The sequence below is a fragment of the Butyrivibrio sp. AE3004 genome (genome assembly GCF_000703165.1).
In the GTDB taxonomy this organism is placed as follows: domain Bacteria; phylum Bacillota; class Clostridia; order Lachnospirales; family Lachnospiraceae; genus Butyrivibrio.
On the sequence record NZ_JNLQ01000002.1, the window covers coordinates 2,164,894 to 2,189,170 of the forward strand.

General features: G+C 40.6%; 23 protein-coding genes. 2 read left to right on the plus strand and 21 right to left on the minus strand.

What is annotated here, in order from left to right; all coding sequences use genetic code 11:
• Nucleotides 1-4: 4 nt before the first annotated feature.
• From BV60_RS0112430 to BV60_RS0112505, 16 genes are all read right to left on the minus strand, one after another.
• Nucleotides 5-808, minus strand: coding sequence for an ABC transporter ATP-binding protein (locus tag BV60_RS0112430; RefSeq protein WP_051656701.1), 804 nt, complete (start codon nucleotides 806-808; stop codon nucleotides 5-7).
• The gene (locus BV60_RS0112435; protein ID WP_029322234.1) at nucleotides 808-1,572 is read right to left on the minus strand and encodes an ABC transporter permease; all 765 of its coding nucleotides are present in this window, start codon (nucleotides 1,570-1,572) and stop codon (nucleotides 808-810) included. The genes BV60_RS0112430 and BV60_RS0112435 overlap by 1 nt, the downstream gene beginning before the upstream one ends.
• A gap of 65 nt (nucleotides 1,573-1,637) precedes the next feature.
• Entirely contained in the window at nucleotides 1,638-2,582 is a 945-nt protein-coding gene (locus tag BV60_RS0112440) for an ABC transporter permease (RefSeq protein WP_029322236.1), read from the minus strand.
• Nucleotides 2,583-2,679: 97 nt separating this feature from the next.
• Nucleotides 2,680-4,290 carry an ABC transporter substrate-binding protein gene (locus tag BV60_RS0112445; protein WP_029322238.1) on the minus strand — a complete coding sequence of 537 codons (1,611 nt, stop codon included), beginning with the start codon at nucleotides 4,288-4,290 and terminating at the stop codon, nucleotides 2,680-2,682.
• Between the two features lie 127 nt (nucleotides 4,291-4,417).
• Nucleotides 4,418-4,930 carry a transcriptional regulator NrdR gene (gene nrdR / locus BV60_RS0112450; RefSeq protein WP_029322240.1) on the minus strand — a complete coding sequence of 171 codons (513 nt, stop codon included), beginning with the start codon at nucleotides 4,928-4,930 and terminating at the stop codon, nucleotides 4,418-4,420.
• 252 nt (nucleotides 4,931-5,182) lie between these two features.
• The gene (ftsZ, locus tag BV60_RS0112455) at nucleotides 5,183-6,427 is read right to left on the minus strand and encodes a cell division protein FtsZ (RefSeq protein ID WP_029322242.1); all 1,245 of its coding nucleotides are present in this window, start codon (nucleotides 6,425-6,427) and stop codon (nucleotides 5,183-5,185) included.
• A 78-nt stretch (nucleotides 6,428-6,505) separates the two neighbouring features.
• Nucleotides 6,506-7,252, minus strand: coding sequence for a cell division protein FtsQ/DivIB (locus tag BV60_RS0112460; protein ID WP_035777682.1), 747 nt, complete (start codon nucleotides 7,250-7,252; stop codon nucleotides 6,506-6,508).
• A 63-nt stretch (nucleotides 7,253-7,315) separates the two neighbouring features.
• Nucleotides 7,316-8,464 (minus strand): peptidoglycan glycosyltransferase FtsW, encoded by a 1,149-nt coding sequence (locus tag BV60_RS0112465; protein WP_029322245.1) that lies wholly within the window; start codon nucleotides 8,462-8,464, stop codon nucleotides 7,316-7,318.
• Between the two features lie 255 nt (nucleotides 8,465-8,719).
• The gene (gene murD / locus BV60_RS0112470; protein ID WP_029322247.1) at nucleotides 8,720-10,090 is read right to left on the minus strand and encodes a UDP-N-acetylmuramoyl-L-alanine--D-glutamate ligase; all 1,371 of its coding nucleotides are present in this window, start codon (nucleotides 10,088-10,090) and stop codon (nucleotides 8,720-8,722) included.
• Nucleotides 10,091-10,108: 18 nt separating this feature from the next.
• Nucleotides 10,109-12,442, minus strand: a complete 2,334-nt coding sequence (locus BV60_RS0112475; protein WP_029322249.1) for a peptidoglycan D,D-transpeptidase FtsI family protein — start codon at nucleotides 12,440-12,442, stop codon at nucleotides 10,109-10,111.
• Nucleotides 12,443-12,446: 4 nt separating this feature from the next.
• Nucleotides 12,447-12,890 carry a hypothetical protein gene (locus tag BV60_RS0112480; protein WP_029322250.1) on the minus strand — a complete coding sequence of 148 codons (444 nt, stop codon included), beginning with the start codon at nucleotides 12,888-12,890 and terminating at the stop codon, nucleotides 12,447-12,449.
• A gap of 48 nt (nucleotides 12,891-12,938) precedes the next feature.
• Complete coding sequence (rsmH, locus tag BV60_RS0112485) at nucleotides 12,939-13,880, minus strand: 16S rRNA (cytosine(1402)-N(4))-methyltransferase RsmH (RefSeq protein ID WP_029322252.1); 942 nt, start codon at nucleotides 13,878-13,880, stop codon at nucleotides 12,939-12,941.
• Nucleotides 13,881-13,922: 42 nt separating this feature from the next.
• A complete protein-coding gene (mraZ, locus tag BV60_RS0112490; protein WP_029322254.1) occupies nucleotides 13,923-14,363 on the minus strand; it encodes a division/cell wall cluster transcriptional repressor MraZ in 441 nt (146 codons plus the stop codon).
• Between the two features lie 260 nt (nucleotides 14,364-14,623).
• Complete coding sequence (locus tag BV60_RS22060; protein WP_029322255.1) at nucleotides 14,624-16,021, minus strand: GGDEF domain-containing protein; 1,398 nt, start codon at nucleotides 16,019-16,021, stop codon at nucleotides 14,624-14,626.
• A 246-nt stretch (nucleotides 16,022-16,267) separates the two neighbouring features.
• Entirely contained in the window at nucleotides 16,268-17,365 is a 1,098-nt protein-coding gene (gene ychF / locus BV60_RS0112500) for a redox-regulated ATPase YchF (protein ID WP_029322257.1), read from the minus strand.
• Nucleotides 17,366-17,496: 131 nt separating this feature from the next.
• The gene (locus BV60_RS0112505; protein ID WP_029322258.1) at nucleotides 17,497-18,672 is read right to left on the minus strand and encodes a tyrosine-type recombinase/integrase; all 1,176 of its coding nucleotides are present in this window, start codon (nucleotides 18,670-18,672) and stop codon (nucleotides 17,497-17,499) included.
• 93 nt (nucleotides 18,673-18,765) lie between these two features.
• Between BV60_RS0112505 and BV60_RS22750 the strand changes: the two genes are divergently transcribed.
• Together BV60_RS22750 and BV60_RS23510 are read left to right on the plus strand one after the other, a co-directional pair.
• A complete protein-coding gene (locus BV60_RS22750; RefSeq protein ID WP_081846672.1) occupies nucleotides 18,766-19,149 on the plus strand; it encodes a transposase in 384 nt (127 codons plus the stop codon).
• Nucleotides 19,150-19,176: 27 nt separating this feature from the next.
• Nucleotides 19,177-19,341, plus strand: a complete 165-nt coding sequence (locus BV60_RS23510; protein ID WP_170832732.1) for a hypothetical protein — start codon at nucleotides 19,177-19,179, stop codon at nucleotides 19,339-19,341.
• 142 nt (nucleotides 19,342-19,483) lie between these two features.
• On the opposite strand, the gene BV60_RS22755 is transcribed toward BV60_RS23510, so the two are convergent.
• The 5 genes from BV60_RS22755 to BV60_RS0112535 all read right to left on the minus strand — a co-directional run bounded on the left by BV60_RS22755 (nucleotide 19,484) and on the right by BV60_RS0112535 (nucleotide 24,120).
• Complete coding sequence (locus BV60_RS22755; RefSeq protein ID WP_081846673.1) at nucleotides 19,484-19,660, minus strand: cysteine-rich KTR domain-containing protein; 177 nt, start codon at nucleotides 19,658-19,660, stop codon at nucleotides 19,484-19,486.
• Nucleotides 19,661-19,792: 132 nt separating this feature from the next.
• Nucleotides 19,793-20,785, minus strand: a complete 993-nt coding sequence (locus BV60_RS22065; RefSeq protein ID WP_051656703.1) for a hypothetical protein — start codon at nucleotides 20,783-20,785, stop codon at nucleotides 19,793-19,795.
• A 166-nt stretch (nucleotides 20,786-20,951) separates the two neighbouring features.
• A complete protein-coding gene (gene fliD, locus BV60_RS0112525) occupies nucleotides 20,952-21,821 on the minus strand; it encodes a flagellar filament capping protein FliD (protein ID WP_029322261.1) in 870 nt (289 codons plus the stop codon).
• A gap of 110 nt (nucleotides 21,822-21,931) precedes the next feature.
• Nucleotides 21,932-23,224, minus strand: a complete 1,293-nt coding sequence (locus BV60_RS0112530) for a sensor histidine kinase (protein WP_197029558.1) — start codon at nucleotides 23,222-23,224, stop codon at nucleotides 21,932-21,934.
• 128 nt (nucleotides 23,225-23,352) lie between these two features.
• Nucleotides 23,353-24,120, minus strand: coding sequence for a LytR/AlgR family response regulator transcription factor (locus tag BV60_RS0112535; protein ID WP_051656704.1), 768 nt, complete (start codon nucleotides 24,118-24,120; stop codon nucleotides 23,353-23,355).
• Nucleotides 24,121-24,277 lie beyond the last annotated feature (157 nt).

Consider the following 24,277-nt stretch of genomic DNA (forward strand, 5'->3'; position numbering starts at 1 on the left):
CCCATCAATTAAGATCAATCTGAGGAATCGCTGCTATCAGTTTTCTCGTATATGTCATGGCGGGTCTCTTGAAAATATCTTCAACGTTTCCCGTCTCCACAATATTCCCCTTCTGCATAACAATGACCCTTGAGCAAAGCTGCCTTATTAGTGACAGATCATGGGATATAAAAATAATAGCTGTTCCCTTTTCTCTGTTCAATTTGCGCAGAAGCTCAACTATCTGCGCCTGTATTGTCACATCAAGTGCTGTTGTCGGTTCATCTGCTATAAGGATTCTCGGTTCTCCTATCATTGCTGCTGCAATCATGACTCTCTGCCGCATTCCGCCTGAAAGCTCATGGGGATATTTATTGTACACTTTTTCGGGTTCATTCATCCCAACCGCATCAAGCATCGCTATAGCGCGCCTTTTTCTTTCCTTTCTGTCAATCTCCTTGTGATGGATTCTCAGTGATTCTTCAACCTGCCATCCTATCTTCTTCACAGGATTAAGTGATGTCATGGGTTCCTGAAAAATCATTGATATCTCATCTCCCTGATAAGAGCGCAAAATATCTCTGTCACAGGTAAGAAGATCCGTTCCGTCAAACATGATCCTGCCCTTCTTTGTAAGCGCATGTCTCTTTAAAAGACCTGCAATAGCAAGAGCACTCATGCTTTTGCCGGAGCCTGACTCTCCTACAATACCCACAATTTCTCCGGCCTCCAGCATCAGATCAAAATCCTCAACTACTGTTTCGGGCTGATCATGATCATGAAATTCTATATGAAGATCTGTTACATCCAAGATTACGTTGTTTTCCATCAGATTCTCTTTATCCCTTCGCCAAGAAATGAAAAACCCAGTACCATAACTACTATCACAAGTCCAATGCTCATTACATAACCCGGGCTGTTGAAAAGATATCCCTGCGCATCTGAAAGCATATTTCCGAGACTTGCATAGGGAGGCTGTGCGCCTATGCCAAGGAAGCTAAGTCCTGCCTCTGCAAGAACCGCATTATTAAAGCCTATCATTACTGACGATAGCAGCACTCCCACCGTATTTGGCATAATATGCACAAAGATGATTCTGAAGGGAGACACTCCCTGCAATCTGGCAACTTCGACATAATCCATGTTTCTGCATCTTAAAAATTCACTTCTAACTATTCTTGCAAAGCTGGGAATAAAGGAAATTCCGAGAGCCACAGCAACCTGATAGGTTCCTGTTCCAAAAAGACTTACAAATACAAGCGAAAGTAAAATACTCGGAAATGCAAGCATAGCATCAATAATTCTCATGGTAATTTCATCGGCAAGTCCGCCAAAGTAGCCTGTCAATGCGCCGATTACAGTTCCAGCTCCTGCCCCGATAAGAATAGTAAACGTGGCAATAGCCAGAGTAATCCTGCTACCATACAGAACTCTGCTAAATACATCCCGACCCATATTGTCTGTGCCCATAAGATGTTTCAAAGAAAAGCCCTGGAGTTTCGCAGAAGAATCCATCTTTGTCGGGCTGTAGGGAGTATAAAAAATCCCTACAAACACCATCAGCAGAACAAAACCGGTCAGTATTATTCCCATAATAAGAAAGGTATTTCTTCTTCCGGTGGCCTTATTTTTTTTGAAAAGTGATAAAAACCTGCTCATCATTCATTCACCTCAATTCTGGGGTCAATGATTCTGTAGACTATATCAACAAGAAGATTGATCACCAAAACCATAATGGCAATACCCATAATTATCGCTTCTACAACCGGATAATCCCGGTTATTTATGGAAGTCAGAAGTATGCGGCTAATTCCGGGTATACCGAAAACCTGCTCAATAACAATACTTCCTGCCACCATATCGGCAAGTGCCATTCCCATAAATGTAATAACAGGGATCATGGCATTTTTAAGAACGTGAAGATACAATACCGCATTTGTAGTATTACCTCTGCTATAAGCCGTTCTGGTATAATCCTTTCCCGCTTCCTCAATGACCGAGCCTCGAAGAAGCTTCGTAGCCATTGCAGCCTTAGGAAGTGCTATTGCAAATGCCGGTAAGATCAAATATTTCAAAAATGCATGTACATCCTTCGTATATGATACAAAACCTCCCGGAGTAAAAATTTTCAAAATAACTCCGAAAAAGAAAGTCAATAATATTCCTGAGAAAAATGGCGGTATCGCCATGATGATCTGATTGATTGCCGAAATAATGTGGTCAATCAGGCCATTTTCATATTTTGCCGTATAAATCCCAAGTGGAATCGATACAACAACCATAATGACAAAAGACATTACCGCAAGGGTAAAAGTGATTGGGATTTTTTCAGCAAGCATACCTGCTACAGGAATCTTGTAGTGATAGGAGGTTCCCATATCCCCCTGCCAGAATGCTGTGAACCAGCGGAAAAATCTTACAAGAACAGGGTCGTTTAGCCCCATCTTTTCTCTGTACTGTGCAATCAGTTCGGGGGTAGCCTCCGTTCCGAACATTCTTGTGACCGGATCTCCGGGGATCAAGCTAAAAGCAAGGAACACGCACAAAGATACAACGAATAAAGTAAGCGCCATGCTCAAAACTTTTTTCAATATATATCTCATATGCGTGTTCCTCTTTATAAAATAATATAGTTCTGTATCAGTTTTACCGAACAGATAAATAATACTGACGAAGTTCAAAAAACGTCTTGATCAGGTATTATTTTGCAGGCTTTATCTTTGCAAAGTCCTGCGCATAAAGTGGATAGAATACGTATCCTGTATAGTTTTTATTAAGTACCACAAATTCCGGAAGATCCTGAATATATACATTTGCTGCTGTCTCTGAAAGAATCTTCTCACATTCTTTATAATACTTGGTCTTTTCTGCGTCATCAACAGCTTCAACTGCTGCTGTCAATGCAGCATCGTAATCAGCATTACTGTAGTTAATGAAGTTGTTTTTCGCATCTGACTTAAATCTGCTAAGGAGTGCGTATGCTGTAAGAGTTGATGCATCAACACCTACAACAGTTGACTCAAAGTTACGATTTGTATAAACATCCTCAAGCCATGAATTCCATTCAACTTCCTGTATTGTAGCATTTACACCGATCTCTTTAAATTCCTCTACAAGAACCTGAGCAGTATCTACATGCTGGGCATAGTTAGATGGAACTGTAATGGTAAAATCAAAACCATTTGGATATCCTGCTTCAGCGAGTAGTTCCTTAGCCTTATCGATATCCTGATTGTAGGTATCATTCAGACTTGCGTCAAAATACTTACCGAATGAAGGATACATACTACTACCAACCTCAGTACCCTTACCATCTGAAACAAAATCCATTATTGTCTGAGGGTCAACGGCATAGCAAAGTGCCTGACGAACCTGTTCATTGTCAAAAGGAGCCTTGGCATTGTTTAAATACAAAGCCTGAACAAGATTCATTGTGCCTTCATAGACATCAAATTTATCAGAAAGCTGTGCTACCTGTGCTGACGGTACGCGTGCAATCATATCGATTGAACCGCCTTCAAGATCCATAACTATTGAATCTGCATTAGCCTCAATCTTAAGAGTTATATCCTTAATGAATGCAGGCTCGCCCCAATATTCATCAAATCTGGTGAGAATAATGTTTTCCTGTGGTGAACGTGATACAAACTTGTAAGGGCCTGTACCTACAGGATTCCCCTCCGGATTCTCATTGGCTGCAGGTATAATAGCAACTGTCATATATGCCAAAAACTCTGTATTAGCATCCTTGAGAGTCATAACGACCGTTGACTCGTCCTTAATCTCAACACTTTCTATATTAGAAAAAGCCGATATCAACGGATCAGTTCCATCAGTACCGGCATTACGTTCTATAGAATACTTAACATCCTCTGCCGTAACTGTCTGTCCATCATGGAACTTAACACCCTGTCTCAAAGTGAAAGTATAAACCTTTCCATCATCAGAAATTGTGTAGTCACTGGCTAAAGCAGGCTGAAGATTACCATCCTGATCAGGTTTTACGAGTCCCTCATAAATATTGAACAATACCTCTCTGGTTCCCGCCGCCTGAGTCATGTGCGGGTCCATACCATCAATATCTTGCGGAATACCGATAGTAATCTCAGAAAGATCATCTGCCGAGACAGTACTCTCCGCATTTTCCGCTTTGCCGTCCTTATCCTGACTAGCATTTTCGGTCACATTTGTGGTATCTGTCGTAGATTCCTCTGCCTTTTTACTTGAGCAGCCGCTCAATGTAAGAGTCAGTGTTGTTAACACAACCAAAAGTGTAGAAAGGCTTTTCCTTCCAATACTTCTCTTTATCATGTTACAATCCTTCCTTCCGTTATTAAGTTGTTATAGATTCCTGAACGCATTTTCACTTTGGCGTTCAGGAAGTCATACTACTTAAAAAACTATAAGGAATGAAGTAACCTATGTCAACAGAAAATGTTTACTCTCTTTTCAAAAGAGGAGTTGTTTTATCGGTTGAATCGGTAATTACACCCTCTTCTTCTTTTTCAAGAACAATCTTCAGTTCATCCATGAATGTATTAACGTCCTTAAATTCACGGTATACAGAAGCAAATCTGACATATGCTACAGGATCAAGATTTTTCATCTTCTCCATACACAATTCACCGATAATGCGGCTAGGTATTTCCTTCTGTTCAAGATTGAACACCTCAGTCTCAACAGCATCAACAATACTTGTAATCTGCTGCGCACTGACAGGTCTCTTGTGACATGCTCTCAGAACCCCAGCCTCAATCTTTGCACGGTTATACGGTTCGCGATTATTATCCTTCTTGATCACAATGAGAGGAATAGTCTCAACCTTCTCATAGGTTGTAAACCTCTTACCGCAGGAGTCGCAAACACGTCTGCGTCTTATTGATGTGTTGTCATCAGCAGGTCTTGAATCAATTACACGAGTGTTGTCTTTACCGCAAAAAGGACACTTCATAACATTAACCTTTCTGTGCATCATGCACATCCAAAATCAACATTTAGGGTCAAAAATATAGGCCCACACAAATTATTGTAACATCACTAAACGAAATTTTCTACAAAAAAATGCCAAATCTCGCAACCTGAAAGGATTCTTTATATCCATAGCGGATCGTTTTTTTATAAGAATTATGAAGTAATTTCTTATACGATAAAAAAGAGTAGCCATCTAGTGACTACTCTCTAAAATATCATTTCATAAATCCAATTATTTCTTCTGTAAGAAATCCGGAATCTTAAGACTCTTAGCTTCTACAGAACTTCTAACTTCGGGAGCACGATTAAGACCTGACTGCGGTCTGGGTGCAGGCTGAGGAGCTACCGGTCTTGCAGGCTGAACAGGCTGTGCACCACGTGATGTGAGTGTATCAATCGTAGGCTCAGGAGAAATCTGGTTCTGAGGCTGTACCTGAATCTGAGGTGTTACCTGAGCTGCAGTAGGCTGCGGCTGAGGCTGACGTACAGGCTGAGCAACAGGCTTAGCTGCCGGCATAACATTATTCTTATCATCAATACCTGTAGCGATAACTGTGATGTTACAGGTATCTGCCATGGACTCATCATACATAGCACCGAAGATGATATTAACATCATCACCTGCAAGATTTCTGATGTAGTCAGAAGCAGTTGAAGCATCCATAAGAGAAATATCACCGGATACATTGATGATAACATTGGATGCACCGTCAATCTTAGTCTCAAGAAGAGGAGACTCAACAGCCATCTTAACAGCATCTGCTGCCTTATCATCACCCTTACCGGATCCGATACCGATGTGAGCGATACCTTTTTCCTTCATGACTGTCTGTACATCAGCAAAGTCAAGATTGATAACTGCAGGAACATTGATAAGATCAGTAATACCCTGTACAGCCTGCTGAAGTACTTCATCTGCCTTCTTAAGCGCATCAGGCATTGTTGTACGTCTGTCGACAATCTGAAGAAGCTTATCATTAGGAATAACGATAAGTGTATCAACGTTATTTTTAATCGTATTAATACCTGCAAGTGCATTCTGCATACGAACACGAGCCTCAAAAGCAAAAGGCTTTGTTACAACACCTACAGTAAGAATACCCATATCCTTGGCAATCTTGGCAACAACGGGAGCTGCACCGGTTCCGGTACCACCACCCATTCCGCAAGTAACAAAGACCATATCGGCACCCTTAAGTGCGTTTGTGATCTCTTCCTGGCTCTCCTCGGCTGCCTTCTGACCGATTTCAGGCTTAGCTCCAGCGCCAAGTCCCTTTGTCAGCTTCTCACCGATCTGTAAAAGCTTGGGTGCTTTACAGAGCTGTAGAGCCTGTTTATCCGTATTAATTCCGATGAACTCTACACCGGAAATACTTTCTTCTACCATTCTATTTACAGCATTATTTCCTGCGCCACCTACCCCAACAACTATGATTTTGGCGCCGGATTCAGCCTCATTTGACTTTAGTTCAAGCAAGATAGTGCTCCTCCTTCATAACCTAAAACTCCTACAAGCCATTTTATAATTATTTTATATAATTTACAACCTAGAATTTTAATTTTTCTCTTCAAATGTAATGTTCTGAGTATTTGCGTCATATTCTGACATTTCCAGGATGCCTGTTTTGCCTTGGAGATTCGGTAAAATATATTGTAATTGTATCACTTTTTCATCTATGTTGTCATTAGTTCCAAGACTAACTTCTACATTTTCGAAATAAACATACAAGTGATAATCGCTGTCAAAAAAGATTTTATCTGCATTCAGGTCATATTTTCTGAGTAATTGAGTAATATCAAGAATCTCTGAAAAAACATTTTCATTTTCAACAGGAAGTTTCTCATGAAGAACAATATACTCAAAATTTAAGCCGAGCACAAGAGGAACATCATCCGATGGTTCAGTTGAAGTCTCAACAACGATACCATCCCTGTCAAAATATATGTATCTGTCCAGATATTTAACATATCCGGCTATAGCCTTTTCATAGACATTAATCCTTACTGTGTCGGGAGCCATGATCTCAACGTCCATTTTCTCAATAAAAGGAATACCTGTAATTTCTTTATTCCGGTATTTCATGGACAGGTAGAGCGAATTCTTGTCAAGTTTATCCGTCATTACCATATTCATGATCTCTTCATCGGTGTAATGTATGTTTCCGTCAACATAAACATTGGTTATCGAATAATTATGCGAAACATATGCTAAAGCTGACATGATCCCTATAAATAATATCAGTAGTATCGCACCGATTATAAAAAGACTCTTATGCAGAAAAAACAGCTCCCCAAAGCTCATTCGAGGAGCATGTGTTCTCTCTCTTTGTATTCTTTTCCTTTTTTTCGCCATCAAACCGGCCCTTTACATTTCTATATGTCTGGCAACATTAAACACAATTCCTATCTCAGTCAAAAGGAACAGTACCGCTGTACCGCCATAACTTATGAAAGGAAGCGTGATTCCCGTATTCGGAATAGTATTTGTAACAACGGCTATGTTCAGAATAACCTGGAGTGAAATGTGTGCAAGTACTCCTATTACAAGAAGTGCACCATACATATCCGGAGCATTCTGCGCAATTACCATCATTCTGTAGATAAGTATTATAAACATGATCATAACTGCTATAGCACCAACAATGCCAAGCTCTTCGCAGATAATTGAAAAGATCATGTCATTTTGAGCTTCGGGAATAAATCCAAGCTTCTGCATACTTTCTCCGAGTCCCTTGCCAAAAAGGCCTCCGGAGCCTATCGCATAAAGGGACTGAAGTGTCTGATATCCTTTATCATTAACGTAAGCCTCAGGATCGAGCCAGGCCAGAATACGTCCGAATCTGAAGTTCATCTCACTGTGATAGCCCGCCCTTACGACCAGCGCAACCACTCCCGCAGCCGCAGCAAATCCGGCAGCAACTATTGCGATAAATTTTCTGTAGCCCGGTGTTGCAACAAAAAGCATAAGAAAAGCAATACCGAAGATAATAATTGCCGTACTCAGATTCTTTGTAACGCGCCATACAAGCAGGCACACCGGAATAGGAATTCCCATAACAACCCAGAATGCCCTGGGATTAAGGATACCTTTACCCAGTTTACTTATAAATGATGCCAGAACAACTATCATTGCAAGCTTTGCGGCTTCTGCAGGCTGTATCGAAACACCAAATATTTTTATCCATCTTCTTGCGTTATTGATTTCCATTCCAAGAGGCGATTTTACAAGAAGGATCATAGTAATGGCAAATACATATGCAAGCGTCGAAACCTTTTTGTAAAAATGATACGGAATTCTTGAAACAACCATCATAAGCCCGATACCGAGTCCTGTCGGTAGCAGCTGATGTTTCAGGTAATATGCCGAATCATCATACTTTAATCTTCCGTCATATGAACTTGTTGAATAAAGCATAACAAGTCCGAATACGAGCAAAAACAACACTACAAATACCATGCTGTAATCGACATAGGTCTCTTTTTTTGCATGGTATTTCGTTTTGTTATTATCCATTCTGCGAGCATCAACAGCGCCATTCCTTGCACCACCCATTCGAGTCAAAGCGCCGCTTCTTGCAGCCTGTCCCATTCTCTCAGTCGAAGCACTAAATGACTCCCGTACCCTACTTGCCATTTCCGGTGGTCGAACACGTCCGGCTGTTCGTGATCTGTCAGCCGGTCTCCCCCGACCGGTTGTCCTTGCTGTTCCTGATGTCCTCACCAGTCCAGCTGTTCTCACGGTTCTTGCAGTCTCCATAAAAATTCCCCCTTACAGACTGTTTACGTAATCCTTGAACTGCTCTCCTCTTACCTCATAGCTCGGGAACATATCCCAGCTTGCGCAGGCAGGCGAAAGAAGAACCGCCTCACCCGATACAGCATTATCGCTGCAATATTTAAGCGCATCCATGTAGGTGTCCATGAAAATATAATCATGAAAGCCGTGTTTTTCGGCACAATCAGCTATTTTCTGCTTTGTTACTCCTATAAGAACAAGCTTTTTAACTTTTCCGTCAAATGCTTCAATCCATTCATCATACTCACTGCCCTTATCATAGCCTCCGCCAATGAGGTATGTGGGCTTGGACATTGCTTTTATTCCCTGTATAGCCGCATCGGGATTTGTACCCTTGGAATCATTATAATAATCAACACCGTTTTTGGTTGCTACAAATTCTATGCGATGCTCAACAGCTTTAAACGCCCGCACAACCTTCAGGATCGTCTCCATAGGAACTTCCATTGCAAGCCCCATTGCAATTGCAGCCATCACATTTTCATAATTGCAGGTTCCTACAAGACTCATCTCGTGAACATTCATTATCTTTTCGGAAACTCCGTTTTTGGCAAGGCATATATCCTCTCCATCAAGATAAAAACCGTCGATAAGTTTTTCCTTTGATGAGAAGAAAACAACCGTTGCGGGACATCTGCTACCAAAATCCCTTGTATATTCATTATCATAGTTCAGTACACAAACATCACTCTTTGTCTGGTTGTTTGTGATATTTTCCTTCATGGAAGCATAACATTCCATGGTGTGGTGCCTGTTCAGGTGATCGGGTGTAATATTCAGAATTGCCGATACCTTTGCATGAAAATTCTCCACAGCCTCAAGCTGGAAGCTGCTTATCTCACCTATGGATACCGTATCATCAGTCATTTCAAGAGCTCTCTCAGCGTATGAATAGCCGATATTTCCAACAACATATGTTGACGCAAAATGCGCCTTCATTATCTCACCGACAAGCGTGGTAGTAGTTGTCTTTCCGTTTGTTCCGGTTATGGCAACCATCTGTCCTTTTGCAAAATTATACGCAAGCTCAATTTCGCTCCATATAGGAAGTCCCGTCTCCTTAAGTCTTAAAATAAGCGGAGAATCAAGAGGAACTGCAGGGCTTGGCACGACCAGTACCAGTTCTTTTATCACATCATCCGCAAGCTCACCTATTATAATCTGTGGTTCTTCTCCTTCGTAGCCAGAAAGCTTTTCTTTTACTGTTTCTTCGGTTATTTTTGTATTTTCATCAAAAATTATCGGAAATGCCCCAGCCTTTCCCAGAAGCTTAGCGCTTCCGATACCGGATATTCCGGTTCCTATTATCAGTACTTTTTTTCCTATCAATTCTTTTGCTGTCATTTTATTCCTTCTTTTATATCAGTTACTTTCGTAGGCGCTTCCTTCATCAGGCTCGTAATCAGGAAGTCCTTCGCCGCCTATTGTATGTCCGTCTTCGGGGCTGATAAGATCACCCGTCTCCGGGTCAATATAATACCCCGTTTCCTCATCTATTTCAAATGACTTCCATACAGGTTCCTTATTCTCGTTCTCGGGGATTTTCTCCCAGATACTATCCCCTTCTTCACCGTTTTCGGATTCTTCCGTATCTTCAGAAGATCCTTCGGCATCGCCTCCGGATACCTCCCCTGCAGTACCATCTGCCAAAACAAGATTTCCGTTTTCATCAAGTACGGGATCCCCGTTTTCATCAACCACAACCTCTGCCTTCTGTGCTGCAGCCATCATGATCTCTTTTTCTCTCAGTTCATCAAGCTCTGCCTGTTCCTCTTCTGTTACAGGCTCCGTCATTGGTACATTGAGATAAGGAAGAGCCTCTGTAAGTACCTTTCTTACAACTCTTGTAGCAAACTTGGCATCTGCCTGATCCATAGCATTCGGTCTGTCTACAACAACGTAAATAGCTATCTGAGGATCATTTGCCGGAGCATATCCCATAAATGATACCACATACTGACGGTTTTTACGCGGAACAGTCTCAGCGGTTCCTGTTTTTCCGCCAATCATATAGCCGGCGGGTCTTGCTGTTTTACCTGTTCCTTCCTCTCCTGCGACAACCAGGTTACAGCATTCTATAACCTTTTGCGAAGTCGATTCGGAAATGGTCTGTCTGAGTACTCTGGGCTCAATACTTTTGACAGTCGCGCCTGATGAGTTAAGAATCTTTTTTACAACATGGGGCTCATAGAGTTTTCCACCGTTAACAAGTGAACTGAAAGCTGTGATCATCTCTATCATATCCACGTTAAAGCCCTGTCCGAAGGTTCCTGTTGCCAGCTCCGCAGAACCCATATCCTCTGCTTTATAGGTAAGTCCCTCTGTTCTGGCTTCACCTGCAAGATCTATATTGGTCTTAAGTCCAAATCCGAAATTTTTCTGGAACTGAGCAAAAGTATCCGATCCTATAACCTGTCCTATTTTCATCATGGCTACGTTACAGGATATCTCTATACCTCTCTGAACCGAAACCGCTCCGTCACCGTATCTGTTATGGCAATAAATTCTGTGTCCACCTATTTCAAGATAACCGCCGCAGTCATATACCTCATTACCGGTTATAGAACCTGATTCTATACCTGTCGCAACCGTAAAGGGCTTCGCAACAGAACCGGGCTCATATGTATCGGAAATACAAAAATTCCTCCATAGAGCGTTGAAATTCCAAAGCTTTTCCTCATCTGTCATCTCATCAAGCATCGCCTGATTAATATATACGCCCGAGTCATAGATGCTCTCACCCGCTATTTTCAATCCCCTCTCATCCACTCTTGGCATACCGATGAGATTTTCGGGATTTTTAGTATCGTTAAGATCAAATTTGGGGTAACTCCCCATAGCAAGCACATCGCCATTGTTGACATCCATTATCACGCAGCCTATATTATTGGCTCCGTTACCCTCACGAAAGGCATCCTTATAAGTATCGTTGAACTCCTGAAGGTACTTTTCAACTATGGACTGGAGATTGCCGTCTATTGTGGTAACAATGCTGTTTCCGTCAGTTGCAGGGATTGTTGTTCTCTCAAGGTTTGAGTCCTCATCAAGATAACCGTATATTCTTCCGTTGCTACCGCTTAAAACATCATTGTAGTATTCTTCAAGTCCGAAAAGACCGTTGTTATCGCTTGTTGTAAAGCCCACAACATCACATGCCATAGAACCGTTAGGGTATTTTCTTACATAGTTTTCTTCAAACCAGACACCCTGAACAGTTTCATCATAATTCTCACCGCCTATGGTAATAAGTCCCTGAAATTCGCTGATTTCATCATAGCTTAACTGCTTTGCAAGTGTGTAATACTGAGAATCGGGATTTTCCGTTATATAGTTTCGGATTTCATTTTCATCAAATCCAAAGCATCTGACAAGAGCAGCTATTGTGGGTTCCAAGTACTTGTTGTCTTTTCCGGACAAAACAAGCTTCGCATCAAGAATCACATTGTACACCTTCTCGCTGTAAGCAAGAACAGTCCCGTTTGCATCAAGGATTTCTCCTCTTCTGTACGGTATGATGCTCGAATCATACTTTTGCTGGGACAGAACCTGTTTTTCATATGCTTCACCGTTATCCCTGTTTATAAGTATGAGTCTTATACTCAAACCAACAAAAGCTGTCAGTACCACTAAGAACAGCACTGCCAGCTTCTTTTTCATTCCTATTGTAAATTTTTGTGCATTACTTCTTTTTCTCATATCATTAATTTCCGCTCGGTATCGGGGCTATCTGTCTTACATAATCATTTCCGCCGCCGTCGGAATATGTGATAATCTGCCCCTCCGTAGCATAGGTCATTCCATACTCACCTATTGCTATACGTTTAATCTCCTCCAAATCAAGGCTGCTTATTGCCTTGTTATACGCTTCATCATTATCCTGCTTCAGTGTATTAAGCTGAGCTTCAAGTGAGCAAACAGATTTTACACTGGCAGTGATATCTGCCTGAAGAGTTATATACCATGTCAGTATAATACCTGTGGCCAAAACTGCAAGTGACAAAAATACCAAATATCCAAAACTCATTCTATGCTCTCTTCTTTTAGCCTGTGCTCTCTTCTGCACATGAAGGGGCATTTCTCTGCGGTATCCTGCAGGTGCATTCAATTGTCTTGCTGTGTTTCCGTAAACATAATTTTTTTCCATAATATTCCCTCGTATATAAGCCTAAGGAAACCGCTTTAATGGAATTCCTTAGGAACAACTTTTTTCAAATACCCTGAGCTTTGCACTGGCGCTTCGTGAATTCTCAGACAGTTCGCTCTCAGATGGCAGAATCGGTTTTCTTGTAATAACCTTTCCCTTGGATTTTTTACCGCATACGCAGATAGGAATCTCCGGCGGACATGTACAGGGATTTTCATTTTTTCTGAAGTTATTTTTTACAATTCTGTCCTCAAGAGAGTGGAAGGTAATAACGCAAATACGTCCTCCCGGTGCAAGAAAATCAATCATTCCGTCCAGTGAATTTTCAAGAACATCAAGTTCTCTGTTACAGGCAATTCTCAGTGCCTGGAAGGTTCTCTTTGACGGATGTCCTCCTTTTTCTCTCATCCTTGCCGGTATTGCTGCCTTGATGATCTCATTGAGTTCAAAGGTTGTCTCTATCTTTTTTTCACTTCTTCTTGCAACAATATGTTTTGCAATATTCTTTGCAAATTTGTCCTCACCATAATTTCTTATGATATGGAATATCTCCATTTCGGAAAACTCATTTACTATTGTTCCCGCTGTAAGTTCCTGCCTCTGGTCCATTCTCATGTCCAAAGGAGTGTCGAATCTGTAGGTAAATCCTCTCTCCTCGTTATCAAGCTGAAAGGATGAAACTCCCAAATCAAGAAGTATTCCGTTTACACTTGTAACTCCAAGTTCCTTTAATCGCTCCACAGCGTTTTCATAATTATCACGGATTATCACCGCCTTTTCCCCAAAAGGCTTAAGTCGCTCGGTTGCTGCTTTTATAGCATCCTCGTCCTGGTCGATCCCGTACAGTCTTCCTTTATCTGAAAGCCTCTCTGCTATACGGGAAGAATGGCCCGCTCCGCCCAGTGTCCCGTCAACGTAAATCCCATCGGGATCTATATTCAGATTTTCAAGCACCTCTTTAAGGAGCACTGAGTAATGTTTAAATTCCATTTCATCCCCATTTATAAGTTAAGGCTTCGTTATCGTTTTTTACTAAATACTGAGTCCGTATGCACTCATCTTCTCAGCGATACTGTCAATGTCATCAAAGCTTGTAGCTTCCTCCCACTTCTCTTTGCTCCAGATTTCGACACGGTTGCCGACACCTGCCACTATTGCTTCTTTTTCTATTGATGCGTGGGTGAGCCAGCCTGCTTTAAGTAGTATTCTTCCCTGTTTGTCGAGCTCTACATCATCGGCTCCTGCCATAAAAAATCGGCTAAGCTGTCTTGCTCCGGGAATGTCCATGGGAAGATTTTTCAGCTTGTCCTCAAAAGCGTCCCAGCCTTCCTGATCGAACGCAAATAAACACCCATCAAAGCCCTTCGTTACAACGAACTGCTCTCCCAGCAGATCGCGAAACTTGGCCGGGATGATAAGTCGTCCTTTTGCATCGATTGAATGGCTATATTCGCCTTTGTACGCCTTTCCCATAATAATCTACCACTTGTTACCACTTTGTCACCACTTTGTGACACTTTTTACCACCTAAATGTATAATATACCATTTTTTTCTTTTTAACAACCTTTCAGAAGGGCGATAAAAGGCTATATTTCGCCAAAAAAGCCTCCCACAAAAAGTGGGAGGCTTTGCTGATACAATATATAGTTCTATTTCCTTTTTACAGCCCTAGATATAGTTAACAAATGTGTTTAAAGACAATTATAAAATTTTATTAAAAAGTTTTTATATATTATCCCTCTCTTGTAGCTTTCATGCCCTTCTTGGCTTTATACATATTCGCATCGGCCCTGTCAAAAACACTGTCCACATCTTTATCTGTTTGTCTGTCATAAATGGCATAGCCTATTGCTGCCGATATCTTTTCCCAAGGCTTAAGTTCATCATCATTTGCCATCATGATCATTTTTTCATTAAAAACATCTATAAGATTAAGAACATTGTAATAATCCGCATCCTTGAGGATTACCGTAAATTCGTCGCCGCCCACTCTGAATACCGGCGAGTGGGAAAAGACATCGCATACTATTGCCGAAAGCTTTTTAATTGCATTATCTCCCTTTTCATGACCATAAGTATCATTTATGACTTTAAGGAAATTGAGATCGATCATTACTATGCCAAATCTGGCTTTGCCGCTGTCAATTTCCTCCTGGAGAATTTCCACTTCCTGTTTATAAGCATTCTTGTTCCTTATGCCGGTGAGCGAATCCTTATGTGCAAGCTCGTTCATATCAGCTGCTCTCTCCTCGGCAGTTGCAATTCCCTTTACGTATTCCCTCATGTCCTCCGTCATGCTTCGGACAGCCTTCGCCAGAGTCTCCACCTCATTATGGGTATGAATATCGGGATCTACGAATTTAAGTGCATTCGAATCTCTCTGCCCATGACTGCTGCTGGCAAACGATACGACACTGTTTTCAAGCTTTGTTATAGGAACAGTAATATTCTTCTGTGCCCAAAAAACAAAGCCCATCATGAATAATACACCGATAAAAAGGATGACCATTGTGTTCTCTATAGTAAACGAAATGATGTCCTTGTTAATTTCATCTATTTCCATATCTACTGCCAAAACCGCATAGGGTTCACCCGAAGATGTACGAAGAGCCATAGCGCCTGTATAATCGGTACTCCATTCCGTCTTCTCCTCGAAAAATGTGATACCATCACTATTCATGATCCTAAAAAAGGTCTTAACCGTGGGGACATCAAACTCATCATCCGAAATCCACCCAAGCCATAGAAGATCGTCATCACCACTGTTTCTGTCTTTATAGTTTTCTGCTGAAAGAACGCTCATAACATTGCCTGTAGTCTCTGTATTAAGCGGCTTTATAATATAAAGATAATGAATGGTGAGTTCCTCCATTTCTCTGTCCATTACATCTCTCAGCTCATAAAACTTTTCACTTTCTTTACCGGTATCAACACAATTTTTCAGATCGTCATTATCAATAAAGCTCGCTGTATATTTAAGGACATCAGTAATATAAGCCCTATACCCCTTGTATAGAGCATTCTTATACCCTACGTAATTCATAATCCCAAGAACAATACAGAGCAGGATTATAAAGCACAGACATCCAATTGTAATGCTTTTGCCAAGCGGCTTTTTTGCATTAGACATGTTCTTTCCCCGTCTTCTTTAGACAGACTGTTTGCGCACTTATAGCACATTTTTCCAATTTCAGTTATATTTTACCGAAAAATAGAATATTTTTGTATTATGAAACAATAAAATATACATAATAAAATTGTAAACATCTCACTAAGTGCTCAGCTCAAATTATAAAAAGCCCCGGGACTAACCCGAGGCCTTTTATTCATGAATAATTATTCATTTATAAAAATCTGAAATTCAAAAAAATTTTATTTAAACATTAAAGCGGAACAGAATTACATCTCCGTCCTGTACCACATACTCTTTACCTTCCATGCGGACAAGTCCTTTTTCTCTTGCTGCAGAAAGAGAGCCCTCGCGAAGAAGATCTTCATAATTGATAACCTCTGCCTTAATGAAACCTCTCTCAAAATCAGTGTGGATCTTGCCGGCAGCCTGAGGAGCCTTTGTTCCAATCTTGATGGTCCAGGCTCTTGTCTCGTCCTCACCGGATGTAAGGAAGCTCATAAGTCCGAGTGTTCTGTAGCTTGCTGCAATAAGCTTATCAAGACCTGACTCTGTAAGACCGAGGCTCTCAAGGAATTCAGCCTTTTCATCAGCTTCAAGTTCTGAAATCTCAGCTTCAATCTGAGCACTGATCACAAAGACTTCACTGCCCGATTTTGATGCAAGCTCGCGAACAGCAGCAACATATTTATTGGAAGCACCATCATCCGCAAGATCATCCTCAAGGACATTAGCCGCGTATATTACGGGTTTCCAGGTAAGAAGATCATATGTATTCATAAGCGCCTTCTCATCCTCATCATCAAGCTCAAGTTCTCTTGCCATTTTACCGTTTTCAAGAACAGTCTTAATCTTATTAAGAAGTTCAAGCTCTTTTGCTGCTGTCTTATCCATTCTGGCAGCCTTGGTGGTCTTGGCTATTCTTCTCTCAAGAACTTCAAGGTCAGCAAAAACAAGCTCAAGATTTATTGTCTCAATATCTCTTGCGGGATCAACACTACCGTCAACATGTACTACGTTAGGGTCATCAAAACATCTTACAACATGAACAATTGCATCTGTCTCACGAATATTTGCAAGGAACTGGTTTCCAAGGCCTTCGCCCTTAGATGCTCCCTTAACGAGTCCTGCGATATCAACGAACTCGATTGTAGCAGGTGTTACCTTCTTTGAATGATACAAATCTCCGAGCAGCTGCAGTCTCTTATCCGGAACTGCAACGATTCCTACATTAGGATCGATTGTTGCAAAGGGATAGTTAGCAGCAAGTGCTCCTGCGTTTGTAAGCGAATTGAAAAGGGTACTTTTTCCGACGTTCGGAAGCCCGACGATTCCTAATTTCATTTTTTATTACCTCCAGCCCGTATTTACGGGATTCTTTCTATCTAGAATAATGAAATATACACCATTTTACACCAGAAATGATAAGTTTTGATTATTTTTTACTTCCCAACTTTTAAGCCAAATTATAAAGGCTATACAGCAGCCTCAAACTGTCTTATCGCAAGAAGTAAAGAATCATCAGTCACATGTACATAAGTATCCATCGTAGTGGATAGCTGAGCATGTCCCAAAATCTTTTGAAGAGATTTCGGATTGACTCCTCTCTCAATACATCTGGTTGCAAATGTGTGTCTTAATGCGTGCATACAAAAAGGTTTTATTCCTGCCTTGTCACATATCTTATATAGGTTGGTATCGTAAGTAGAATTCTTAATTGGCTCACCTGTACGAAAGTTAACAAATATCAAGTCCTTCATGCAAACTTCTCTATCAAGCCCTGTCCTCGGATCAATGAAAGTCAACACTTGAGATAGTGCCATGGACTCTTTTCTAGTACTTCTTTTTTGATATAAGCCATATAAAATCTCAAAAGCTTCTTCTGTAAGCGGAATTGTTCTAAATCCTGCCATTGTTTTCGGAGGACCAGCTCTCCAATAACCACGCTCATGTCTGTACTCTAAAGCCTTATCAATTGTAATGGTCCGATTTTCAATATCAAAGCTGTCCCAGGTAAGGCCTATCAATTCTCCGGTTCTAAGCCCAGTCTGCAAAAGTAGCCTAAACTGTTTTGCATTATGATTCTTGTCTGCGAACTCAAGAAATCTTTCCTGCTCGTCTATCGTCAATACTCTTCGAGGCACCTTTACTTTTTTCATCTTAAAGTTGACGGCGTCCAGCGGATGCTTAACTATCAGATCATTCATCAAAGCCGATTTAAACATAGAGCCAATACATATATATGTCTGATAAACTGTGGATATTGCATATTCCGTCTGCATTTCATTGAAAATCTGCTGACAATGCATAGGTTTAACATCAATCAGAAGCATTTTCCCAATATAGCTTTGAACATTATTATAGTAACGTTCTCTATAGTTTCTTATTGTATTGGGTGATAGCCCCTGCTTAAAAGTCTTTATCCAGTACAAAAACCACTCGTCTACAGTCATATTATATTCAATAGCTGTGTCAGAATGTTTTTCATCCTCAAGTTTACTGATTGTTATCCACTTTTTCGCATCTACTACACCATCAAAATATTTTTCTACTCTTTTTCCACTCTTATTCGTAAATCTGGCTGAATATAACCCATCCTTTCTTTGCACAATACCTTCACCGATCTCTCGGCCTCTTAAATCTTTGCCCAAAATAATACTCCTTCATATTAAAAGAAGCATCATCACGCGTGTATAAAAATAACATAGAACACCCATTTTTTCAACCATATCAGCCTCCGTCAAATGAGCTCCACGTTACCTTCAATGGAATTCATCAAACGTCTTATACAGCACATACCAGAAAAAGACTTTAAGATGATACGTTATTATGGCGTGTATGGTCGTCATAGGGAGTCAGACAAAAAACTTTACCGTCTGATTCATCCTTCCAAAAAGCCATTCTTTAAATCATTCCTTCAATGGCGTTCATGTATCCTGTCAGCATTCGGATATGATCCATTAAGTTGTCCCAAATGCAACAGCACCATGAAATTTCTCGAGTTGCGCTTCAACCACAAACGTGTTTCTCTCGAAGACTTATACGAAAAGACAATGGGAAAATGCCGTCCCAAGAGCAGAGCTCCGTCTACAAAAATCGGCATTGTTCCCTCGTATTCCTGCGCATGATAAAATCATGCTACAGGAGGAACAGCCATGGCTAGTAAAGAACTAATAGCAAAGCTTAGAGAGAAATACATCCAGAATCCGCCGGAAGGCATGTCGGCGAATGAAATCCGCGAGATGGACGATGAAGACCTTCTCGATATGGATTACTTTATGCATGAAGATGATGAATTCTTTGATGAGGTAGATTGGTAATTCATAACCAACATACCTCCGCTTTGCGTGGCCCGGTCTTGCCGGGCCTTTTAATTCAAGGTTTCGCCGCCAAGGCGAAATTTCCTATTAAATAAAAAAGAGCCTACTTCTCCGGTTAAGGAAAAGCAGGCTCTCCACATTTTCATGTGCCTGGCTCGGCGCTTTTTTCTATCTTGAATTCTATAACATTTACAATTATTGTTTTCTTACACTTGTGACAATAAAGTGGAAAACGAATAAGAACTGTATCTTCATTAACTTTAGTTCTCGTCTTCGCATCACAATCCGGGCATCTCAGCCACCTTGAATTATCTTCCATTTCTTAATTATTTCGTTTATCTTGTCCCCTACAAAAGCAACAGTAAGTTTCTATCACATTGCTGCATGATAATCAATGCATATTTCATGAATGGACCTTTTTATGTCATGAATGGATTACTATTATCAATTGTCAGGCAAGTTTATTTCGCTCCTGCAGCATTTCCCGACGCTCAATAGCTTCCTCAGTCAATTGTTTCTGATAATCCTTTTTATTGTAATACTCTTCAAGCTGCTTCTTTTGTCTGGCAGCTTTTTGAGCTCTCCTCTGCGCGTTAGTATTATTATTGTTTCTCTGTCGATTCTGAGTACTCTGATTTCTTATCTGTTCCATCAACTGGTCTAGCTTTTCTTCATCCGATAATAGCTCAGCCTCGCGTCCTTTTATAGCCATATCCACATGCTGAATAGTCCCTGCTCCCCCGTTCTCTTTTAGGAACATGCCTGTTTTCCGGATCTTTCCGTCAAGAACCTGATCTGCACCATCCATTCTGAATTCTGTTTCTTCTGCTCCAAGGAAAATCGCTCCGACACCTGCATCCTTAAGACTCTTTAATTCATCACCGCTTTCAGTCTTGTACCACACTTTGAGCTGATCAAAAACCTCATCATTTTCATCTATCCATCCATTTCCATCTATGTCATATTCTGCAAGATCCTTGAAGCCATCACCACTTTTCACTCCAAAAAGCTCATTTCCATCGTTAATCTTGCCATCTCCATTTTTATCCAGTGTAAGGAACCCGCTTCCTTCACCAAGCGTAGATATCTCATCCTCTTTTCCATCAGCATCCAGGTCAAATTTGAATTTCTTATCACTAAGCTCTGCAGTGTCGGATCCTGTATTTATGATAAGTGGATCAAACAGCGCATCTAAAGGGGAAGCCATCGGTACAAAAACTTCTGACACTTTGCATCGTTCCATAGAGGCGTTCATATTAACATCAATGCTTCTACCATCTGTAGTTTTGACTGTTCCCTTGGCTTCATAGGTTGTCGTTTCAGTCTCAGTTGTTTTATCGACGAGACCAACAAATCCCATGTTGCTGCCTTTTCCAGTTTGGCCGTACTGTTTATCATAATACCTTGAAGCTGCACTGTTTATTTCACTCTGATCAATTCGCATATAGAGCCCTCCTTAAGCTTCTGTCAAATATCTCACTGCAAGCTTCACTAAGTTCGAAAAAACCTCACTAAGTGAACTTGCATGGCTCGCACTAAGTTCGGCAATACCTCACTAAGTGCTCTGCTCAAAAAGCGCTTTCCGTAGCTTTAATCTATGTAGTTTTCCCTTACGCCAGCCAGTTTCCTAAAAATGATGAAAGTCCATAGTTCCCGGTAAGCCCATAGCTGCTTCCTAACCCATAACTACTCATCAATCCATAAAGGCTGTTGGTCCCATACAATCCATTGCTGCCATAAGCACTGGTTGTACTATTCCTTACAGCTGTCGCAGCCACACTCTGAATCAGTGTAGAATTAGAACGGATTCTCTGACCAAATGAACCTTCCCGTCCAAGCAGGTTTTTGACTTTATCCTTATCAGCTGCCTTAAATTTCTTTTCATCAATGCTTAGTGTTCCATTTTTGCTGTTATAGCTGATACCAATTTCACTAAGAGCATTTTTATTGCCGGCAGCATCATTTTTCATGGCAGTGGCTCTGGTTCCGATAATTGTAGCTGTGCTGTTCTTTGCCTGCGAAACTATGTCATTATATCCATCAACAAGATTCTTTGCACTGTTATACAGCTCATCAGTATTTTTATCATTGTAGATATAATCGCTGCCAAGTGCCTTCCCGGCTGCCTCAGCCTTTACACCGCCCTCAAGCACTGAACTGTTTGCTCTGGCAGAACTACCATAAAGCTTGTTATACAGATTGCTGTTTCCCGTTGAACGGATATTTCCAGCGTTTCCATACCTGCCTGATGAAAAAGCTCCAGTATTTTTTCGAGTGCCTGATTCAACAGCCTCTCGTCTTTCTGCCCTGGACATTTTCATAAAAGTATCCGCATAGCTTGCCTGTGCAACAGCCTGACCTTTGGTAAGCTGTTGTCTTCCACTTTTTCTTACGGATCCCGTTCCATAGCCACTCCAAACTGAGCCGGCACCACCGATCCTGCTCATTAGCGCGCCTACATAATCCATCCCAAAATTCATGCGATCACCTCCTCACAAGGAGCTTTTTCCTTTGCTATTTCAAGTATCGTCCATGAAATGAGACAATTAAATAGGATTGTAACGAACGGACAGTTTAATGTAATGAATAGTCATTTTTCTTTTGACTGCAGCATTACCGTAACGATAAAAGTATTATTTCCAGTCTCCACTTTGACTCCGCCGAGATATTTTTCTGCGATGTTTTTTACACTTTTTAGCCCAATACCATACTGCCCATTATCTGTTTTTTCCTTTTTCCTGCTAACTATTGAGCTATCTTTGTCCCGTATAACAGTTCCATCATAGGAATTTTCTGCTTTTATCAGATAAAAGTTATCTTTTGAAGTCCCGTACAGCTTAATAAATCGTTCTTTTTCCGATACCAATGCCACCGCTTCCAATGCATTATCTAAAAGGTTATTGAGTACAATAGCCATATCCATAGCACTGATACTCTTATCCTCAGGGTAAGAAAACTCACACTCAAAGGTACATCCCTGCTTTTCTGCCTGAGTTGCCGCTTCATTTATTACAACATCAGTAACCGGATTACCTGTAGAATATTTCACCCCACTGGCATTCAGCTCTATATCCATTTCACTTAAAAAATCACTTGCATCCTGATAGCGATTATTCTCGATAAAACTCTTTAAAATCATCAGCTTTCCTGCCATATCATGACGCAGAGTCCTGATCTGATCGTGATGTTTTTCAGTAAATTCTATCTTTTTTCTCAGAAACTCCTGCTCCTGCACCTGTTCCTGAAGCAAAAGATCTTCTTCCTTTAATCGCCTATACCGCTGCCAGGTTGCTATGGCTGATAATTCACCTATAAAGATAAGCACTGCAAGAATTGGCAGAGTATATCTAAGACTTCTCTTTTCGTCCAGCAAAACAAATACTTCCTTTTGCATGGGAACGACCATAACATCTACAATCATGTATGAGATAAAATAAGATACCGCAGAGTAGATTGAAAGATAGACTGCTTCCGTCCAGGTCATATCATACTGTTCTGGACAAATCCTTTTTATTAATAAAAATTCCAGCCACAATAGTACAGTCATAAATATTACTTGAGCCATCATCAGCAAAAACATCCTGAGCCACAGTTCTTCTATCGCTCCCTCCAGCGAATAGTCTATACTTCCTATGACTTTGTCTGTTACTGAATTAGAAGCTGCTGTATTGATCAAGTGCCAGACATAATATATGTTCTGCCAGAGAAAAAACACAAAAAGCATATGTGGCATTGCCTTTTTGTCATAGAAATAGAATATGGCAATGATTGTCAGAACACTTATTATGGTAAATAGCCCTTTTACAGGGAAGGGAAGAGAATACAGACATAATGCTTCTATCGTAATTACTGCTGATAACACAATCCTTTTTACCCTGTTCAAAACCTCTTTTTTTATAAACAGGCGAATGAAATAATACAAAAATATGCCTCGTATCAGTATTATTGATACTCCATAAAATTCTTCTATTATCCTAATTTGCACTTCTGACATATACACCAAGTACCTCGTCACAAAATATGATCCATATATGCTTTAACAAAATCTGCATATTTATATTTGGAAATAATTATAGAATCTCCGCTGCCCATAATGGCTTCTGTCCTTGTGTACCCTCTGATATGGTTCAAATTCACAAGATATCCTCTATGTATTCTGAAAAACTCTTTTCCTAGTTCATTTTCAAATTCTGACATTCTTTTATACACTTCATAGTTTTTGCCTTTGAGATGTACAGTAGTTTTCCTGCCATTACTTTCTATATACAAAATATCCTTGATGGCTATCTGGATTGTTATTCCACCTGTCTGGATTGTTGTGTATTGTTCTCCTGTATCCGCTTCATATGCAGCTTCACATATCAGCTGGGCATCCATTTTTTTCAGTTCTTCCACTGCTCTTCGAAGTTCAGACTCAAATGCGGCTTTGGATATTGGTTTAAGAAGATAACCATATGCCCTTACACCAAAAGCATCTCCCATTCTGTCTGGAATACCTGTGACAAATATGATAAGTGGTCTTGAAGCCCTGATACTTCGACCACTCCCTTCAATTCTTTCCCCCAGAGCTTTTGCTGCCTCAATTCCATCAGTACCACCCATAGCTATATCAAGAAAAAGCACATCTATTTTTGTTCCTGAATCTATGTCCTTTATGAGGTCTTCAGCTGATGAATACTCCTTTATTTCCGCGTTATACACACTTCCGGAAAGCCATCCGTAAAGTAATTCTCGTACTGCTTTTTCATCATCACAGATTGCAAAACACATTTTTCCCATAATGTGTGAACCCACTTTCCTCTTTTATTGTCTATCACATCCATATCATCAAAACTAACAATCATAATGCCGTTAACAACAAAGTTATCTCCATAGACATAACAAAAAGCTTAACATGATTCTTCATGTAAGCTTTTTGAATTTCAACTATATTTTA

Coding starts and splice junctions, on each gene's coding strand:
- BV60_RS0112430 (WP_051656701.1), bottom strand. CDS start 808: ATGGAAAACAACGTAATCTTGGATGTAACAGATCTTCATATAGAATTT.
- BV60_RS0112435 (WP_029322234.1), bottom strand. CDS start 1,572: ATGGGAATAATACTGACCGGTTTTGTTCTGCTGATGGTGTTTGTAGGG.
- BV60_RS0112440 (WP_029322236.1), bottom strand. CDS start 2,582: ATGAGATATATATTGAAAAAAGTTTTGAGCATGGCGCTTACTTTATTC.
- BV60_RS0112445 (WP_029322238.1), bottom strand. CDS start 4,290: ATGATAAAGAGAAGTATTGGAAGGAAAAGCCTTTCTACACTTTTGGTT.
- nrdR (WP_029322240.1), bottom strand. CDS start 4,930: ATGAAGTGTCCTTTTTGCGGTAAAGACAACACTCGTGTAATTGATTCA.
- BV60_RS0112460 (WP_035777682.1), bottom strand. CDS start 7,252: ATGAGCTTTGGGGAGCTGTTTTTTCTGCATAAGAGTCTTTTTATAATC.
- BV60_RS0112465 (WP_029322245.1), bottom strand. CDS start 8,464: ATGGATAATAACAAAACGAAATACCATGCAAAAAAAGAGACCTATGTC.
- murD (WP_029322247.1), bottom strand. CDS start 10,090: ATGACAGCAAAAGAATTGATAGGAAAAAAAGTACTGATAATAGGAACC.
- BV60_RS0112475 (WP_029322249.1), bottom strand. CDS start 12,442: ATGAGAAAAAGAAGTAATGCACAAAAATTTACAATAGGAATGAAAAAG.
- BV60_RS0112480 (WP_029322250.1), bottom strand. CDS start 12,890: ATGGAAAAAAATTATGTTTACGGAAACACAGCAAGACAATTGAATGCA.
- rsmH (WP_029322252.1), bottom strand. CDS start 13,880: ATGGAATTTAAACATTACTCAGTGCTCCTTAAAGAGGTGCTTGAAAAT.
- mraZ (WP_029322254.1), bottom strand. CDS start 14,363: ATGGGAAAGGCGTACAAAGGCGAATATAGCCATTCAATCGATGCAAAA.
- BV60_RS22060 (WP_029322255.1), bottom strand. CDS start 16,021: ATGTCTAATGCAAAAAAGCCGCTTGGCAAAAGCATTACAATTGGATGT.
- ychF (WP_029322257.1), bottom strand. CDS start 17,365: ATGAAATTAGGAATCGTCGGGCTTCCGAACGTCGGAAAAAGTACCCTT.
- BV60_RS22750 (WP_081846672.1), top strand. CDS start 18,766: ATGAGCTCCACGTTACCTTCAATGGAATTCATCAAACGTCTTATACAG.
- BV60_RS23510 (WP_170832732.1), top strand. CDS start 19,177: ATGGCTAGTAAAGAACTAATAGCAAAGCTTAGAGAGAAATACATCCAG.
- BV60_RS22755 (WP_081846673.1), bottom strand. CDS start 19,660: ATGGAAGATAATTCAAGGTGGCTGAGATGCCCGGATTGTGATGCGAAG.
- BV60_RS22065 (WP_051656703.1), bottom strand. CDS start 20,785: ATGCGAATTGATCAGAGTGAAATAAACAGTGCAGCTTCAAGGTATTAT.
- fliD (WP_029322261.1), bottom strand. CDS start 21,821: ATGAATTTTGGGATGGATTATGTAGGCGCGCTAATGAGCAGGATCGGT.
- BV60_RS0112535 (WP_051656704.1), bottom strand. CDS start 24,120: ATGGGAAAAATGTGTTTTGCAATCTGTGATGATGAAAAAGCAGTACGA.